Source organism: Streptomyces sp. NPDC058145 (assembly GCF_042884245.1).
Classification (GTDB): domain Bacteria; phylum Actinomycetota; class Actinomycetes; order Streptomycetales; family Streptomycetaceae; genus Streptomyces.
Genome location: NZ_JBHVUH010000007.1, coordinates 235,117 through 252,732, shown reverse-complemented (window position 1 = coordinate 252,732; position 17,616 = coordinate 235,117). Strand labels below are relative to the sequence as shown.

The 17,616-nt window shown below is 70.0% G+C and carries 10 protein-coding genes; 7 read left to right on the top strand and 3 right to left on the bottom strand.

Features of this window, described 5'->3' with window-relative positions; genetic code table 11:
- The first annotated feature begins 21 nt into the window (after nt 1-21).
- From ACFVVO_RS18005 to ACFVVO_RS17975, 7 genes are all read left to right on the top strand, one after another.
- Nucleotides 22-585, top strand: coding sequence for a DUF6817 domain-containing protein (locus tag ACFVVO_RS18005; RefSeq protein WP_390055965.1), 564 nt, complete (start codon nt 22-24; stop codon nt 583-585).
- A gap of 102 nt (nt 586-687) precedes the next feature.
- On the top strand, nt 688-1,698 hold the full coding sequence (locus ACFVVO_RS18000) for a LacI family DNA-binding transcriptional regulator (RefSeq protein ID WP_390055963.1): 1,011 nt from the start codon (nt 688-690) through the stop codon (nt 1,696-1,698).
- A gap of 215 nt (nt 1,699-1,913) precedes the next feature.
- Nucleotides 1,914-6,200, top strand: coding sequence for a discoidin domain-containing protein (locus ACFVVO_RS17995; protein WP_390055961.1), 4,287 nt, complete (start codon nt 1,914-1,916; stop codon nt 6,198-6,200).
- A 317-nt stretch (nt 6,201-6,517) separates the two neighbouring features.
- Complete coding sequence (locus ACFVVO_RS17990) at nt 6,518-7,933, top strand: ABC transporter substrate-binding protein (protein ID WP_390055960.1); 1,416 nt, start codon at nt 6,518-6,520, stop codon at nt 7,931-7,933.
- 127 nt (nt 7,934-8,060) lie between these two features.
- A complete protein-coding gene (locus ACFVVO_RS17985) occupies nt 8,061-9,020 on the top strand; it encodes a carbohydrate ABC transporter permease (RefSeq protein WP_390055958.1) in 960 nt (319 codons plus the stop codon).
- Between the two features lie 14 nt (nt 9,021-9,034).
- Nucleotides 9,035-9,910, top strand: coding sequence for a carbohydrate ABC transporter permease (locus ACFVVO_RS17980; RefSeq protein WP_390055956.1), 876 nt, complete (start codon nt 9,035-9,037; stop codon nt 9,908-9,910).
- A gap of 114 nt (nt 9,911-10,024) precedes the next feature.
- Entirely contained in the window at nt 10,025-11,629 is a 1,605-nt protein-coding gene (locus tag ACFVVO_RS17975; protein ID WP_390055955.1) for an alpha-amylase family glycosyl hydrolase, read from the top strand.
- A 61-nt stretch (nt 11,630-11,690) separates the two neighbouring features.
- Here the strand turns inward: ACFVVO_RS17975 and ACFVVO_RS17970 are convergent, their stop codons facing one another.
- From ACFVVO_RS17970 to ACFVVO_RS17960, 3 genes are all read right to left on the bottom strand, one after another.
- Nucleotides 11,691-12,662: a hypothetical protein gene (locus ACFVVO_RS17970; RefSeq protein WP_390055953.1), complete on the bottom strand. Its 972-nt coding sequence runs from the start codon at nt 12,660-12,662 to the stop codon at nt 11,691-11,693.
- 23 nt (nt 12,663-12,685) lie between these two features.
- The gene (locus ACFVVO_RS17965; protein ID WP_390055951.1) at nt 12,686-13,237 is read right to left on the bottom strand and encodes a hypothetical protein; all 552 of its coding nucleotides are present in this window, start codon (nt 13,235-13,237) and stop codon (nt 12,686-12,688) included.
- A 292-nt stretch (nt 13,238-13,529) separates the two neighbouring features.
- Nucleotides 13,530-17,564: an SGNH/GDSL hydrolase family protein gene (locus ACFVVO_RS17960; protein ID WP_390055949.1), complete on the bottom strand. Its 4,035-nt coding sequence runs from the start codon at nt 17,562-17,564 to the stop codon at nt 13,530-13,532.
- Between the last annotated feature and the right edge of the window lie 52 nt (nt 17,565-17,616).

The following is a 17,616-nucleotide window of genomic DNA, read 5'->3' as shown; positions in this document are numbered from 1 at the left end:
AGTGAAGGGACGGAAGAAGGAATGGAACCGGACACCGGCATACCCGCCGCCGACCGGGCCCTGGCCCTGCTCCGTGAATGCGGCGCGGGGGCCATGGCGCACCCCGGTGGCACCCTCCTCGCGCACCTGCGCCGCGTACAGGACCGGCTCGCGCTGTGGCAGGCCCGTCCGGCGCTCCAGCTCGCCGGACTCTGCCACGCGTTCTACGGCACCGACGGCTTTCCCGGCGCCCTCCTGCCGGTTACCCGCCGGGCGGAACTCGCGGCGGTGATCGGCGCCGAGGCCGAGTCGATCGTCTACCTGTACGCCTCCTGCGACCGCGGGGCCACCTATCCGGACCTCGGGCGGTCCGCCGCTCCCTTCCACGACCGCTTCACCGGCGGGTCCCATGTGCCCGGGCCAGGGCCGCGCCGGGACTTCGCCGAACTGTCGGCCGCGAACGAGCTCGACCTCGCCCGTCTCGACCCCGCCTTCCGCGAGCGGTGGGGGGCCGATCTGCTCGCGCTCTTCACCCGCCTCCAGGCGCTGCTGAGTGCCGACGCCTGGCAGGACTGCCGCACCGTCCTCGCCCCGCCCACCCGATGACGCGCGCCGGGAGGGAGCCGCGGATCCGGGCGTCGTCACCGCATCCCGAGCGGGCGGCAATCTCCGCAATTCATTTGCGGAAATTGCGCTAGGCTTGCGTACATGACGCGACGACTTGCTCAGGTGGCTAAGAAAGTGGGGGTCAGCGAGGCGACGGTCAGTCGTGTCCTCAATGGCAAGCCCGGTGTCTCGGAGTCGACCCGCCAGTCGGTGCTCACCGCTCTCGACGTCCTCGGCTACGAGCGGCCCACGCAGCTGCGCGGAGAGCGGGCCCGGCTCGTCGGACTCGTCCTGCCGGAGCTGCAGAACCCGATCTTCCCGGCGTTCGCCGAGGTCATCGGCGCCGCGCTGGCCCAGCAGGGGCTGACGCCGGTGCTCTGCACGCAGACCAAGGGCGGCGTCTCCGAGGCCGACTACGTGGACCTCCTGCTGCAGCAGCAGGTGTCCGGCGTGGTCTTCGCCGGCGGTCTGTTCGCGCAGGCCGACGCGCCGCACGACCACTACCGGCAGCTCGCCGAGCGGGACATCCCGGTGGTCCTCGTCAACGCCTCCATCGAGGGCCTCGACTTCCCCTGTGTCGCCTGCGACGACGCCGTCGCCGTCGAGCAGGCCTGGCGCCACCTCGCCTCGCTGGGGCACGAGCGGCTCGGGCTGGTGCTCGGCCCGAGCGACCACGTCCCCTCGCGCCGCAAGCTGGAGGCAGCCCGGGCGGTGGCGCGCCGCACGGGCGAGGAGCTGCCGGACGAGTTCGTCGCGCGGTCGATGTTCTCGCTCGAGGGCGGGCAGGCCGCGGCCGCCCGGCTCCTGGAGCGCGGGGTGACCGGCATCGTGTGCGCGAGCGACCCGCTGGCGCTCGGCGCCATCAGGGCCGTGCGCAGGCGCGGACTCACCGTCCCCGGCGACGTCTCGGTCGTCGGATACGACGACTCCGCCTTCATGAACTGCACCGAGCCGCCGCTGTCGACGGTCCGTCAGCCCATCGAGGCGATGGGCCGGGCGGCGGTCGAGCTGCTGTGCGCCCAGCTACAGGGCAACCGTTCGCACCCCGGTGAGCTGCTCTTCGAGCCCGAACTGGTGCTGCGCGGCTCCACGGCGCCCCCGCCCGCGGGCTGATCCCCGCCCTTCCCACTCCGCCGGCACCGGCACCGGGACACCGCCCCGCGCGGTCCCGTTGCCGGTGTTTTCGTATGCCCTGATCCACAAGTTTTCGCGTCAGTGGCGTAGACGACCCAACAGTCCTCTGGAACTCTCTGAGCGTTCAACGCAAGGAAAGGACATCCGCGCGCTTCATTCATGAGGCCAAGCTTCGAGGGACTTTCGAGGGACTGATGAGAATCCGCAGAAGGGGATCGCGGTGCCTGAGCGCCGTGATCGTGACCAGCCTCCTGGCACTGGTCGGCCCGGTGATGACCGCCCGGGCCGCCGGAGGACCGAACATCGCGCTGGGGGACAAGGCGTCCGCGAGCAGCGCCCACAGCGAGTACACCGCCGGGAACATCACCGACGGCAACCAGGGCACCTACTGGCAGAGCGCCGGCTCCGACTTCCCCCAGTGGGTGCAGACCGACCTGGGCACGACCGAGAACGTGGACGAGGTCGTCCTCAAGCTGCCCGCCGGGTGGGAGAGCCGGGCCGAGACCCTCTCCGTCCAGGGCAGCGCCGACGGGACGAGCTTCAGCACGCTGAAGACGTCCGCCTCGTACACCTTCGGCCCGGGGGCCGGCAACACCGTCACGGTCGCGTTCCCGGCGGCCCGTACCAGGTTCGTACGGATCGACGTCACCGAGAACACCGGCTGGCGGGCGGCACAGCTGTCGGAGCTGGAGGTGCACGCCGCCGGTGAGTCGTCGGTGAACCTGGCCGCCGGCCGGCCCCTCACCGCCGGCAGCCACACCCAGACGTACACCGCCGAGAACGCGGGCGACGGCAACCTGGCCACCTACTGGGAGAGCGCCGGCAACGACTTCCCGCAGTGGCTGCGCGCCGACCTCGGCTCCTCCGTCCGCGTCGACCGCGTGGTGCTGCGGTTGCCCGGCGCCTGGGAGAAACGGAGCCAGACGCTGAAGATCCAGGGCAGCGCCAACGGCACGGACTTCACCGATCTGACCGCCTCCCGCGCCTACTCCTTCGACCCGGCGACCGGGAACTCGGTGACCATCGCCCTCGACGCCACCACAACCCGCTATGTCCGGGTACTCGTCACGGCGAACTCGGTCCAGCCCGGCGCCCAGATCGCCGAACTGGAGGTGTACGGCCCGGAGACCGGGGACACCCAGGCCCCCAGCGCCCCGGCGTTACTGGCGCTCACCGAGCCCACGACCGGGCAGGTCCGGCTGAGCTGGAACGCGGCCACCGACGACGTCGGTGTCACGGGGTACGACGTCTACGCCAACGGCTCGCTGCTGGCCGGAGTCGCCGGTGACGTCACCACCTACACCGACACCCGGCCGGCCGGCGAGACCGTCTCCTACTACGTGCGCGCCCGGGACGCGGCCGGCAACCAGTCGGGCAACAGCAACACCGTCACCCGCACCGGCGACAAGGGCGACACCCAGGCCCCGACCGCCCCGTCGAACCTGGCGTACACCGAGCCGGCGGACGGGAAGATCAAGCTGACCTGGACCGCCTCCTCGGACGACACCCGGGTCACCGGGTACGACGTCTACGCCGACAACACCCTGCGCGAGAGTGTCGCCGGTGACGTCACCACCTTCACCGACACCCAGCCCGCGACGCGCACGGTGACCTACTACGTGCGCGCCCGGGACGCGGCCGGCAACCAGTCCGTACCCAGCAACTCCGTGACCCGCAACGGCAGCGGCGGCACCGGTTCCGACCTCGCCGTCGGCAGGCCCATCACCGCCTCCTCCGCGGTGGACTCCTACGCCGCCGCGAACGCCAACGACAACAGCACGGCGACCTACTGGGAGGGTGCGGCCGGCAGCTACCCGAACACACTCACCGTCAAGCTGGGGGCCAACGCCGACCTGGACCGCCTCGTCCTGAAGCTGAACCCGGACTCCGTCTGGGCCAGGCGGACGCAGACGATCGAGGTGCTGGGCCGGGAGCAGAGCGCCGAGGGCTTCACCTCCCTGGTCGCGGCGAAGAACTACACGTTCGACCCGGCCGACGGCAACACCGTCACCGTCCCGGTCTCCGCCCGGGTGGCCGACGTACGGCTGCGGTTCACCGCCAACTCCGGCGCCACCGGCGGCCAGCTCGCGGAGTTCCAGGTGATCGGGGTCCCGGCACCCAACCCCGACCTGGAGGTCACGGGCCTGACCGTGTCGCCCGCCGCTCCGGTCGAGTCGGACACCATCGCCGTGTCGGCCACCGTGCGCAACAGCGGCCCGGCCGCCGCCCCGGCGAGCAGGGTGGCCGTGACCCTGGGCGGCACCAAGGTCGCCACCGCGCAGGTCGGTGCCCTCGCGGCCGGCGAGAGGACCACCCTCACCGCCTCCCTCGGGCAGCGCGACGCGGGCACCTATCAGCTCGGTGCCACGGCCGACGACGGTGACGCGGTCATCGAGCAGAACGAGTCCAACAACGCTTACACCAGCCCGAGTCCGCTGGTGGTCAAGCCTGTCGACACCTCCGACCTCGTCGCCTCCTCGGTGACCACCTCCCCGTCCAGCCCGACGGCGGGTGACGATGTCACCTTCAGGGTGACCCTGAAGAACCAGGGCACCCGGGCCACCGCCGCGGGCGCCCACGGCGTCACCCTCACCCTGACCGACTCCAAGGGCGACCCGGTCAGGACCCTGACCGGCTCCTACGACGGGACCCTGGCCGCGGGCTCCGCACAGGACGTGCGGCTGGGCCCGTGGACCGCCGCCAACGGCTCGTACACCGTGAAGACCGTCGTCGCCGCCGACGCCGACGAGGTACCGGTCAAGCGCGACAACAACACCTCCACCCAGCCGCTGTTCGTCGGCCGCGGCGCGAACATGCCGTACGACATGTACGAGGCGGAGGACGGCACCGTCGGCGGCGGCGCCAAGGTGGTCGGCCCCAACCGCACCGTGGGCGACGTCGCGGGCGAGGCATCCGGCCGCAAGGCCGTCACCCTGGACGCGACGGGGGAGTACGTCGAGTTCACCACCCGCGCCGCGACCAACACCCTGGTGACCCGCTTCTCCATCCCCGACGCACCGGGCGGCGGGGGCATCGACACGACGATCGACGTCTACGTCGACGGCGTGTTCAAGAAGGCGCTGCCCCTGACGTCGAAGTACGCCTGGCTGTACGGAGCGGAGACCGCGCCCGGCAACTCCCCGGGCTCGGGGGCCCCGCGGCACATCTACGACGAGGCGCACATCCTCCTCGGCGAGACGGTGCCCAGGGGCAGCACCATCCGGCTGCAGAAGGACGCCGCGAACACCTCCACGTACGCGATCGACTTCGTCGACCTGGAGCAGGTCGCGCCGGTCGCCAACCCCGACCCCGCCGCGTACGCCGTGCCCGGCGGATTCACCCACCAGGCCGTGCAGGACGCCCTGGACAGGGTGCGCATGGACACCACCGGCAAGCTCGTCGGCGTCTACCTGCCGCCCGGCGACTACGAGACGTCGAACAAGTTCCAGGTGTACGGCAAGGCCGTACGGGTGGTCGGCGCCGGCCCCTGGTACACGACGTTCCACGCGCCGGCGGCGCAGGAGAACACCGACATCGGCTTCCGGGCCGACGCGACGGCCAAGGGCTCGCTCTTCAAGGGCTTCGCCTACTTCGGCAACTACACCTCGCGGATCGACGGCCCGGGCAAGGTGTTCGACTTCTCGGGCGTCTCGGACATCGTCATCGACGACATCTGGAACGAGCACATGGTCTGCCTGTACTGGGGAGCCAACACCGACCGGATCACCATCAGGAACTCCCGGATCCGCGACATGTTCGCCGACGGCGTCAACATGACCAACGGCTCCACCGACAACCTCGTGACCAACAACGACGCGCGCGCCACCGGCGACGACAGCTTCGCGCTGTTCTCGGCGATCGACGCGGGCGGCGCGGACGAGAAGAACAACGTCTACGAGAACCTGACCAGCACCCTGACCTGGCGCGCCGCGGGCGTGGCCGTCTACGGCGGCTACAACAACACCTTCCGCAACATCCGCATCGCCGACACGCTGGTGTACTCCGGAATCACCATCTCCTCCCTGGACTTCGGCTACCCGATGAACGGCTTCGGGACCGATCCGACGACCTTCGAGAGCGTGACGATCGAGCGGGCCGGCGGCCACTTCTGGGGCGCGCAGACCTTCCCGGGCATCTGGGTCTTCTCCGCGTCGAAGGTGTTCCAGGGCATCCGGGTCAACCACGTCGACATCGTCGATCCCACCTACAGCGGGGTGATGTTCCAGACCAACTACTCGGGCGGACAGCCGCAGTACCCCATCAGGGACACCGTCTTCACCGACATCTCCATCCCCGGCGCCCGCAAGAGCGGGGACGCCTACGACGCCAAGTCGGGCTTCGGCCTGTGGGCCAACGAGATGCCCGAGGCCGGACAGGGTCCCGCCGTGGGCGAGGTGACCTTCAACGGGCTCCGGATGAGCGGCAACGCGGTGGACGTCCGCGACACCACGTCCACCTTCAAGATCAACATCAACCCCTGAGATCGTCGCAAGCCGTTTGCGGGACTTTGCAGCAGACTTGCGTGCGTTCCCTGCCCTCGTGCTGAGGGCGCCGCGGCCCGCCTCGGATGTCTCCCAAGGCGGGCCGCGGGCTGCTTCGCCGTCGACGGGCGGCTGTTCGGGCCCTGGGTCGGCTTCAGGTGCGCACGTAGGACACCGCGTCTGTCAAACAATTACGAAATTAGCGCGACATCTTGCGGGCTGTTGTTGGCGGTGGTTGAGTGTGCGGCGCCCCACAACGCACCGAGTCGCACCGACGGTGGGGCGACCTCACCGTTCATGCCCGAAGGGGACCACCCATGAGAAGTGCCCGGTTCCGCCGTACCCGCCGCTCCGGCGCGGTCGCCCTCGTCTCCGCGCTCACCCTGACCGCGCTCGCCGCCTGCGGCACCAGCGCGAGCAACAACGGCGGCGGTGGTTCCGAAGGAGGTGGCTCCTCCGACCCGGCCGCCCCCCTGGACCCCAGGACCAAGGTGACGATCACCATCGACTGCATGCCCCCCGCGGCCAAGGCGGCCGAACTCAGGGAGTGGAAGCAGGACGTCGCCGAGTTCAACAGGAAGTACCCGAGCGTGACCATCGAGGGCCGTTCCACCCCGGGCCAGTGCCTTGAGCCGCCCCGCTTCACCGCGATGCTGAAGGCCAAGTCCCAGCCCGACGTCTTCTACACGTACTTCACCGACCTGCCGCAGGTGCTCGACAACGACGGCGCCGCCGACATCACGGCCTACGTCAACGACAGGACGGTCCCGCTGCTGAAGGACATCGACCCGAACGTCCTCGGCTCGCTCAAGCACGACGGCAAGCTCTACGGCCTGCCCACCAGCAACTACACCATGGGCCTGCTGATCAACCGCAAGCTCTTCGAGCAGGCCGGCCTGAACCCCGACTCGCCGCCGCGCACCTGGGACGAGGTCCGCGCCGCGGCCAAGAAGATCGCCGCTCTCGGCAACGGCATCGCCGGCTACGGCGACTACAGCGCGGCCAACACCGGCGGCTGGCACTTCACCGCCCAGATGTACAGCCTAGGCGGCGACATCGTGGACGCGAGCGGCAAGAAGGCCGCGTTCAACAACGACATCGGCCGGCAGGTGGCACGCAACCTGCACGCCATGCGCTGGGACGACGACAGCATGGGCAAGACCCAGCTGCTCAAGTGGGGCGACCTGCAGAAGCAGATAGCGAGCGACAAGCTCGGCATGTTCCTCGCCGCCCCAGACGACATCGCGTACATGGTCCAGCAACTCGGCGCCAAGTACGAGAACTTCGGCATGGGCCCGATCCCGGGCGAGAGGAACACCCTGGCCGGCGGCAACAACTACATGATCAAGAGCGGTATCTCCGGCGACCGGATCAAGGCCGCGGTCGCCTGGCTGAACTTCAAGAACCTCACCGTCGGCAAGGGCCAGTTCGAGTGGGCCCGCACCAAGGCCGACAAGCTCCCGGTCGGCGTCCCACAGCCCAACTTCTGGCTGGGGGAGTCGAAGAAGAAGGACGACGCCGCACGGCTGGCGAACGCCACCATGCCGGTCGCCAACTTCCGGACCTTCACGGACAACCCGGTGCCCGGCAAGGCCGAACCGCCCAAGGCGCAGGAGATCTACAAGGTCCTCGACAACGTGATGTCCGGCATCCTCACCAACAAGGACGCCGATGTCGACAAGCTGCTCTCCACCGCCGAGTCCCAGGTCAACCAGGTCCTCGCCAACCAGTGACCGGTCCCCGGCGGGGGCGGGCCCCCGGGCGGGCCCCCGCCGGGAGCACCGTGCGCGCGCCGCGGTCCTGCGACCCCCGCGGCCCGTGCGCCCCAGCAACCCGGCAGCCGAGCATCAAGGAGCGACGATGGCGGCCCCCAGCCTGACCCCGAGCACCGCGGACCCCGCCCGCCCGGCACGCCCGCACACGGCGGCCCCGCCACCTCCCGGTGGCCGGTTCGCCCGCAGCCTGCGGCGCAACCTCACCGCCCACGGCTTCCTCCTCGGCGCGGTCGTCTGCTTCGCGGTGTTCTCCTGGTACCCGATGATCAGGGAGTTCGGCCTCGCGTTCCAGAAGACCGGCAACGGCGGGACCAGTTGGGTCGGCCTGGACAACCTCGAGACCGTCTACCACGACCCCGCCTTCTGGCAGGCCTGGCGCAACACCCTGCTGTTCACCCTGCTGGCGCTGCTCCTCGGCTTCGCGGTGCCCTTCGTCACCGCGATCGTCATCAACGAGTTCCGGCACGGCCAGGGCTACCTCCGGCTCCTCGTCTACCTGCCCGTGATGCTCCCGCCGGTCGCCTCGGTGCTGCTCTTCAAGTACCTCTACGACCCCGGATACGGCCTGCTGAACGAGCTGCTGGGCTTTCTGCACCTGCCCGAGCAGCAGTGGCTGCAGGACCCCGACCTGTCGATGCTGTCCGTGGTCATCGCCTCGACCTGGATGAACATGGGCGGCGCGACCCTGATCTACCTCGCCGCGCTCCAGGGCATCCCCGGCGAGCTGTACGAGGCGGCCGAGCTCGACGGCGCCGGCCTGCTGCGCAAGGTCTGGCACGTCACGATCCCGCAGACCCGGCTGATCCTGTCGCTGATGCTGCTGATGCAGGTCGTCGCGACCATGCAGGTCTTCGTCGAGCCGTTCCTGCTCACCGGCGGCGCCGGCCCCGAGGGTTCGACCACCACGGTCGTCTACCTGATCTACCAGTACGCCTTCAACTTCAACAACTACGGTGCCGCGGCGGCGCTCGGCCTGCTCCTGCTCGTACTCCTCGCCGGGTTCTCGGCGGCGTACGTGCGGCTCAGCCGCGCCGGCGACGAGTAGACGGGGAGACCGGCATGTCCACACGCACACTCATCTCACCGGCCCAACTCGCCAAGCCACGCGGGAGATTCCTCTACTGGGCGGTCTTCACCGTGGTCGTCGCGGCCTTCACCCTGGTGTTCCTCGGGCCGCTGTACTGGCTGGCCTCCAGCGGCGTGAAGGACCCGCAGGAGGTGATCCAGACCCCGCCGACCCTGGTGCCGAAGTCCTTCACCCCGGGCAACTACACCCGGGCCTGGGACGTCATGGACCTCTCCCGGCTGCTGCTCAACACGACGTTCTACGCGTTCGGCGCGCTGGCCTGCCAGCTCGTCCTGGACGTGGCCGCCGCCTACTCGCTGTCCAAGCTCCGCCCGGTACTCGGCAAGGCGATCCTCGGCATGATGCTGGCCACGCTCATGATCCCGGCCACCGTGCTGGTCGTACCCCAGTACCTGACCGTCCTCGACGTGCCGGTCGTGCACCGGAACCTGCTGAACTCGCCGTGGGCGATCTGGCTCCCCTCGGTCACCAACGCCTTCAACATCTTCCTGCTGAAGCGGTTCTTCGACTCCATCCCGAAGGAACTCCTCGACGCGGCCGCCATGGACGGCGCCTCCCCGATGCGGGTGCTGTGGTCGATCGTGCTGCCCATCTCCCGGCCGATCCTCGGCGTGGTGTCGATCTTCGCGATCGTCGGCGTCTGGAAGGACTTCCTCTGGCCGATGCTCACCCTGCCCGACCCGTCCAAGCAGACCCTCAACGTGGGGATCTACTCGCTCTCCACCGGGGTCCCCGTGAACATCCTGATCGCCGCCCTGACGATCGCCTCGCTGCCGACCCTGCTGATCTTCCTGGTCTTCCAGCGGAACATCATGAGCGGCCTGACCGCCGGCGGCCTCAAGGGCTGACCGCAGGGCCCCCGGCCGCTCCTTCCCCGCCCCAGCCTTCGCCGCCGGCCCGTCCGACGCCCCGCAGCATCCGGGCCGGCGGCGAAGATCCACCCTGCCCGAAAGGAACGTCAGTTGGCAGCCCCTCACTCGCCCCGCACCGACGACTGGTGGCGCGACGCCGTCATTTACCAGGTGTACCCGCGCAGCTTCGCCGACGGCGACGGCGACGGCACCGGGGACCTCGCGGGAGTCCGGGCGAGACTGCCCCACCTCGCACAACTGGGCATCGACGCCGTCTGGTTCACCCCCTGGTACGCCTCCCCGCTGGTGGACGGCGGCTACGACGTCTCCGACTACCGCACCATCGACCCGGCGTTCGGCACCCTCGCCGAGGCCGAGAAGCTCATCGCGGAGGCTGCCGAACTGGGCATCCGGGTCATCGTCGACATCGTCCCCAACCATGTCTCCGACCAGCACCCCTGGTTCCGTGCCGCGCTGGAGGCCGGGCCCGGCAGCCCCGAGCGGGAGCTGTTCCACTTCCGCCCCGGGCACGGCGAGAACGGCGAACAGCCGCCCAACGACTGGCCGTCACAGTTCTCCGGGCCCACCTGGACCCGGGTGCCCGACGGCGAGTGGTACCTGCACCTCTTCACCCCGGAACAGCCCGACCTCAACTGGGCCCACCCCGCGGTCCGCCGGGAGCACGAGGAGATCCTGCGGTTCTGGTTCGAACGCGGCGTCGCCGGCGTACGCATCGACTCCGCCGCCCTGCTCGTCAAGGATCCCGCGCTCGCCGACTTCGAGGAGGGCGTGGACCCGCACCCGTACATCGACCAGGACGAGTTGCACGACGTCTACCGTTCCTGGCGGTCGATCGCCGACGAGTACGGGGCGGTGTTCGTCGGCGAGGTCTGGCTGCCGGACGCCGAGCGCTTCGCCCGCTATCTCCGACCCGACGAACTCCACACCGCCTTCAACTTCAACTTCCTCGCCTGCCCCTGGGAACCGGACCGGCTGCGGAGCGCCATCGACGACACCCTCGCCGAGCACGCCCCCGTCGGAGCCCCCGCGACCTGGGTGCTGTGCAACCACGACGTCACGCGTACCGTCACCCGCTACGGGCGTGCCGACACCTCCTTCGACTTCGCCGCGAAGGCCTTCGGCACCCCGACCGACCTGGAGCTGGGCACCCGGCGGGCCCGCGCCGCCGCCCTGCTGACCCTGGCCCTGCCCGGCTCCGTCTACCTGTACCAGGGGGAGGAGCTGGGGCTGCCCGAGGCCGACGTCCCGCGGATGAGCATCCAGGACCCCATGCACTTCCGCTCGGGAGGCACCGATCCGGGACGGGACGGCTGCCGCATCCCGCTGCCGTGGGAGGCCGGCTCCCCCTGGTGCGGCTTCGGGACGGGTGCCGGGCCCTGGCTCCCGCAGCCCGAGGGCTGGGGCCGCTACGCCGTCGACCGGCAGGCGGCCGACCCGGACTCGATGCTCGCGCTGTACCGTGCGGCCCTGCTGCTGCGCCGGACCGTGCCCGGCTTCGGGGACGGCCCCCTCACCTGGCTGCCGGCCGGTGACGGTGTCCTGGCCTTCGCCCGGGCCCACGGCCTGGTCTGCGTCGTCAACCTCGCCGGGCAGCCTGCCGAACTCCCGCCGTACGAAAACCTGTTGCTCGCCAGCGGCCCCCTCGACGGCGCGGGCCGGCTGCCGCGGGACACGGCGGTGTGGCTGCGGACCTGAAGGCGGTTGCGACAGGGCCCCGGCCACCGTGTCACACGGTGGCCGGGGCCCTGTCCCACGGTCAGTCCTTCAGCGCCGTGCCGGCGGCGGTGAGGGCCTTGGTGTTCTCCGCCTTCGCGGCCGTCAGCCGGCTCCTGTGGTCCGTGATCTGCTGCTTCTGGATCCTGGTCTCGGCCTTGAACCAGACGTTCACCAGGTTGGTCTGCTGCTTGCAGTCGATCTCCGCCAGGGCGACGTCGATCTCCTTCCGGGAGGCCGGGTCGGTGTGCGGGACCAGGTCGGCGGACTCGGTCGGCGTCGCGGCCTTGTAGCCCTTGCCCTTCATGCACTGCGACCAGGCGCCCATGGCCTTCTTGACGGCCGGGACCCGCATCGACTCGAGGAACGACCGGCCGTTCAGTTCCGAGACGAGCTGGAAGTCGACGGCCGGCTTGCCGATCTTCCCGGCCGCGTAGCCGACACACCCCCTGGCGGGGATCTTCTTGCCGTTGTAGGTCTTCGGGGCGGCCTTGGCGACGAAGGAGCCGTCCGCCCCCGCCTTGGTCGGCTTGCCGTGCCCGGTCAGCACCTCCACCTGCGCCTCGCTCAGGCTGGGCACCTTCTGCCGGGGCTGGTCGGTCAGGGCGTCGGGCAGACCATAGCCGTACTTCGCGGCGGACGCGCGGTCGGTCAGGCCGTAACGGCGCTCCATGTTGGCGTCGTTGTCGTTCGGCGGCGGGGTGGCGCCGGCCACGGTGAGCTTGACGTCGAAGCCGTAGCCGGCCATGCACTTCTCCTGGAGGTGGCGGGTGGCCGTGTCCAGGGTGACGGTGTCGCCGTAGGTCTGCATGTAGGCCTCCAGCGGCAGCGACAGGCCCTTGGCCAGGCCGCGCTGCGGGGTCGCCTTGGGCCAGTTGGCCTTGTCGACGAGCGGCTTGTTCGCCGCGACCGGGGCGGCCGCGTCGTGGCCGGAGCCGCTCGCTCCGCAGGCCGAGAGCATCCCTGTTGTCGCGATCATGACAGTTGCGGCGATGAAGACGCGCTTGTTCCACATGGGGGGTGACTCCTCGGTTCGGATCAGGCGAAGTGCTGGGAGGCGTTGTTGTTCTTCAGCGCCGAGATCAGGTTGGTGAGGTTGCAGTCACCGTAGGGCTCGTTGTGCGCGAAGTACTGCGAGGTGCCGCCGTAGCCCGAGTTGTAGTACACCCGGTAGTTGTCGGCCGGGGCGCAGTTCTGCACCGAGGCCGCGTTGTTCTTCGTGTACTGGCCGGAGCCCGTGCCGTTGCCGTTGAACACGTAGCGGTACGTGGTCAGCGAGGAGCCCTGGTACTGACTGGTGCCCCAGTAGTCGTTGACGTTGCCGTAGAACGACGACCAGCTCGTCACGTATCTGCCGCCGCTGACCGCCAGGTCCTTGGAGTTGTACAGCAGCCACAGGTCGCCCTCGGAACAGGTGATCCAGGGCACGTCGCAGTTGTCCGTGACCTTGTACTCGGCGGCGTGGGCGGGAGTGGCGCTGACCAGGAGCGCGGTGGTCGCGGCGAACGCGGAGGCCACCGCGCCGATCCTGGACCGCAGCCGGACGTTCTTCATGCTGGAGGAGCCCTTCGCTCGGGATGTGATGATCATTTGAAGTGGATCTTACAGAGAGAGCTCGGAAAGGTGACAGGATTTCCACTGCCCCCGGACAGCCTCGCCGTGCCCGCCCCCACCCCGGACGGGATGGGGGCGGGCACGGTCGAAGCGCCGGTCCGGGGTCGGCTGGGTTACGCGCCCGACGACCTCACCAGGGGAACGCGCCGGACCCCTGAAAGGAGATCAACGCCCAGATGACCAGGGGGAGAAGGACCAGGAGGACGACGGCGGCCAGCGCCTTCGCCCACCCGGCGGTCCTCCCGCCACCGTCAGCCGGCACGGCGGGTCACAGCTTGCCCACGGCGCGGACGAACGCCTGCGCGTAGGCGCTCGTACCGGTCCCGTTGGGGTGGTAGCTCTCGCGGCTGATGCACCAGCTTCCTCCCAGCTCGCAGCGGAAGTCACCGTCCCCCTGGGGGGCGACGACGATCTTGTTGATGCCCTCGGGGTCGTCGCAGGCACGCCGGCCCGCGAAGTCGCTGTCGGGCGATTCGTAGCTCACCGGCAGGCCCGACGAGTGCAGTGACGTGACCAGTTGCCGCTGCTTGCTCGCCATGGTCTGGGCCATGGCGTTGACACGGATCATCCCCGCCCCGCCGACGCCGCTGACACAGGTGAGGGAGTCCTCGTTGAAGAGCTGGGGGTAACCCAGCAGGACGATCTTGGCGTTGGGCGCCTGGTCGTGGATCTCCCGCAGGGTCCTCTCGATCTTCGGCATGGTGCTGTCGATGTCCCGGTTGACATCGTCCTCGGCGGGACAGCCCGTGGTGGCGCACGACTGCATGACGCCCGGGAAGCCGGCGTCGTTGCCGCCGACCGTGAGGGCGACCAGGGTGGTGTCCGCGCTCAGCACGCCGGACTTGATCTGGCCCATCTCGTGGAACTGCCCGTCGGCCTTGGCGTACTTGCTCCGGTCGTCCCACGACACGGGCCAGGTGTCGTAGTCGTTGCCCTGGTCGTCCGTCGACTTTCCGCGCACGTTCCATGTCAGCGCTCCGGAGCAGGCCACGTCCAGGAAGTCGGCGGAGGTGGTGTGCTGGTCGGCGATCTGGCCGAGGGTGGAGGACTGGCCGGGCAGGGTGGCCTTGCGCGACCAGGAGTTGTCGCTGCGTCGGCAGGCGTTCCAGGTCTCCTTCTCGCTGTCCCGGTCGGACTCGGGGGAGTAGGCCCCCGCGCCCTCGCCGGCGGAGTAGGAGTCGCCCATCACGACGACCATGTCCTTCGGCTTGCCCGGCAGTTCCTGGTAGGCGATCGACGTGAACGCGATGTCCTCGTCGGCCGTGCCGTCGTCCGTGGTGTTCGTCAGCCGCACGCGGGGCGTGCCGGTGAAGTGGTAGACGCCGAGCTCCACCCAGGTGTTCTTGCCGTAGTGGGTGTTGATGTAGCGGTCACGGTCACCGCCCGCGACGCCCTCGACCACGTAGTGGGCCTGCTGGGTGTGGGCCCCGGTGTCGGGGACGTGCACGAACACCCGTGCCCAGTCCAGGCTCTGGCCCAGCGTCCAGGTACCGGTGATGGTCATGGGGCCGTAATCGCCGCCGAGATGCTCGGAGTCGCGGGTGTGGGCGTACCAGAAGTGACCGCCGTAGCCGCCGCCGACCTGGTGCAGATCCGCCTTCGCCTCGTAGTGGTTCGCGGTGTCGGCGTTGAAGTCGAACTGGAAGCTGCCCGAGGACGTCACCTGCCCGCAGTCGCCCCATGACTCGGTTCCGTTGGCGACGGAGGCGACGACATGGGTGCCGGGGGCGCCGGAGCAGACCGGTGCACCGTGCTGCAGACGGGAGCCGCGTCCCGGCTCGGAGACCAGCGTCTGGTACTTGATGCTCTCGTGACCGCAGTCGGTCGCGCAGTCGTCCTTCCAGGTCGCGTTCGGCGCGTGCCACCAGTACTGCGAGTAGCACGCCTCGGTGTCGCAGTCCGGCGGGTTGGTCGAGTCGCAGTAGTTGTACTCGTTGCAGAACGTGCTGAGGGGCGGCGAGACCTGGCTGCGCTGCTCCTTGGTGACCCACCAGGCGGGCCGGAAGCCGGCCGAGGAGAACCCGGACTCACCGGGCCAGTCCTGGCGGCCGGACGTGGCGTAGGAGTAGCCGGTGTCCATGGACCAGGCGGCCCAGCCCATCACCTTCTCCTCGTACGGCCAGTCCTGCGGGTGCGCGGCGTCCTTGTTCGCCTCCGTGCCGTCCACGTCGGTGTCCATGAACGGGTGGCCCCAGCTCTTCTTGTAGATGGGGTTGGCCGGGTTGTTGTACCAGCCCAGGCCCCAGGGGCCGGTGGTGTGCGGGGTGGGGGCGTTGAAGCCGAGGTTGTAGTTCCACACGGCGGTGAACCAGTTCTCCACCCGGGAGGCGTCGTCGTCGTTGACGGTGACCTTCTGCCCGTCGGTGTGGACCTCGTTCCACTTGTCCGCGAGGATCTTCATGGAGGCGGCGATGTTCGTCGCGTAGTCGACGGCGACGGCCTTCTGCAGGGCCGGCGACAAACTCGTCTCACCGGTCTTCTCGTGCCCGGCGAGCCGCATCCCGTCGGTGACCTGGCCGACGCCGTAACCGCAGTCGGACTTGTCCCAGTTGATGCGCCAGTACGCGTCCGGATCGCTCGGGTCGGCCTTGTGCCCGTAGTAGCCGTCCACGGCGGCCAGCGGGCTGCCCATCTGGCCGGGGATGGAACCGGACTCGGCCTGCCAGAGGTTGGACTCCTGGGCCATGATGCCCAGCATCACATTGGCGGGGATCCGCCCGCCACCGGTCAGCGTGGGCGGCGGGAACAGGCCCTGCGGGTCGATGGTGCCGATCCCGGTCTGGTTGCGGTACCCGCCCTGGCGGATGTACTGGGAGCGCAACTGGCCGCGTACGGCCATGTCGACGGCCCACTCGACCTGGTTCGGCGTGGGCTGCAGCGCCTGCGCGTTCACGTCGTTGCGGGAGACGGAGCACCAGCGGTCGGGGTCCGTCGGATCCTGGGAAGCGACGGCCGCCGCGGCGGAGCGTGCCGACCGCGTGGGCTCGCCCGCGCCGGAGTCCGGCACGCTCGCGCCGGTCAGGGCTGGGGAGAGCCGGCTCTTCCCGGCGGAGTCGTCGGTCCTGGTGACCGTCTGCTCGATCCTCGCGCCGGTACCGGTGGCCGTGGAGGTCACCTTCACCGGCGCGTTCGCCGCCACGGTGGCCGGGGACTGGGTGATCTCGCCGCGCGCTGCGGGTTCGGCCTTGGTGAAGCCCTTGCCCGCGTTCGCGATGTGGTCGAGTCCCGCCCGCACACCGGGGGCGAGGACCGGGTCGACGGCCAGCCGTCCCTGGCTGGAGATGACCGTGTCGGCCGGAGCGCCGACCCGGGTGATGCCGGTGCCCGCGGTGTGGGTGGCGCCGGCCGGGCGTCCGGTGAGGAACACCCGGGCGGATCCGCCGCGTTCGAGGTCGAGATCGCCGAGCTTGCCGGTGGCGACCGTGGCCGGCTCGCCGTGCCCGCCCCACACCCGGGCCCGCGCGACCTTGGTGCCGCGCCGCTCCACGAAGGCGATCTTCCCGCCGCCGACCGGGTGGATGTCGTACGGCACCCCGCCCGCGGTGAACAGCTTCTCGACCTTGCCGGTGCGGTGGCCGAGCTTGACCACACTGTGGCCCAGGGCACCGACCGCCCCGCCCTCGACGGGCACCGCGCTGGTGACCTCGCCGCGTGCGGCGGCCTCGTCCACGGTCTTGCCGGTGGTGTCCACGGTCACCACCCGGGTCCGGGTGGCGGCCGGGTCGTTCATGCCGCGGAAGGCGGTGAACGCGGCGGTGCGGGTGGCCGGATTGCAGGACGGGTCGAAGTACGCGAGTGACGCGGTGAACGGCAGCTTCGTCACCTTGCCGGTGGCGAGGTTCACGACGGCGGCGAAGGCGCCGCCCTGCATCAGGTCCGGCTTGTTGGTGAAGGTGCGCGGCGCGTAGACGACGGCGGCGTGGTCGCGGTCCATGACGCACTCGTTGCCGAGCCACGAGTCCGCCGGCATGCCGGGCTCGCTGAGCACGGCGGCGGTCCTCCAGTCGTAGGCCCGCGCGCTGTCCGCGACCAGGACGTGCAGCCCGTCGACGTCCGCGGCGGCGGTCACGGCCCGGTCCCTGCTGCTCCGCCACCCCTTTCCGAGCTTCTTGTCCGGGCTGGTGACCCGTCCGCCGGGCACGGTGGCGTTGTCGTACCCGGTACCGCCGGGCTCGGTGCTCGTGGGCCTCGGTGCGGCGTGGGGCGCCGCGAGTGCCGTCGCGCTCTGCAGCAGCCCGCCGGCCAGCACGGCACAGGCCAGCACGGCGCCGAGCCGCCCGCGTATGCGTCTGTTGGGTCTCAAGAAGAGTGTCCTCGCTTCTCGGTGGGGTTCCCGCGCCCGTGCCAGGGCACGA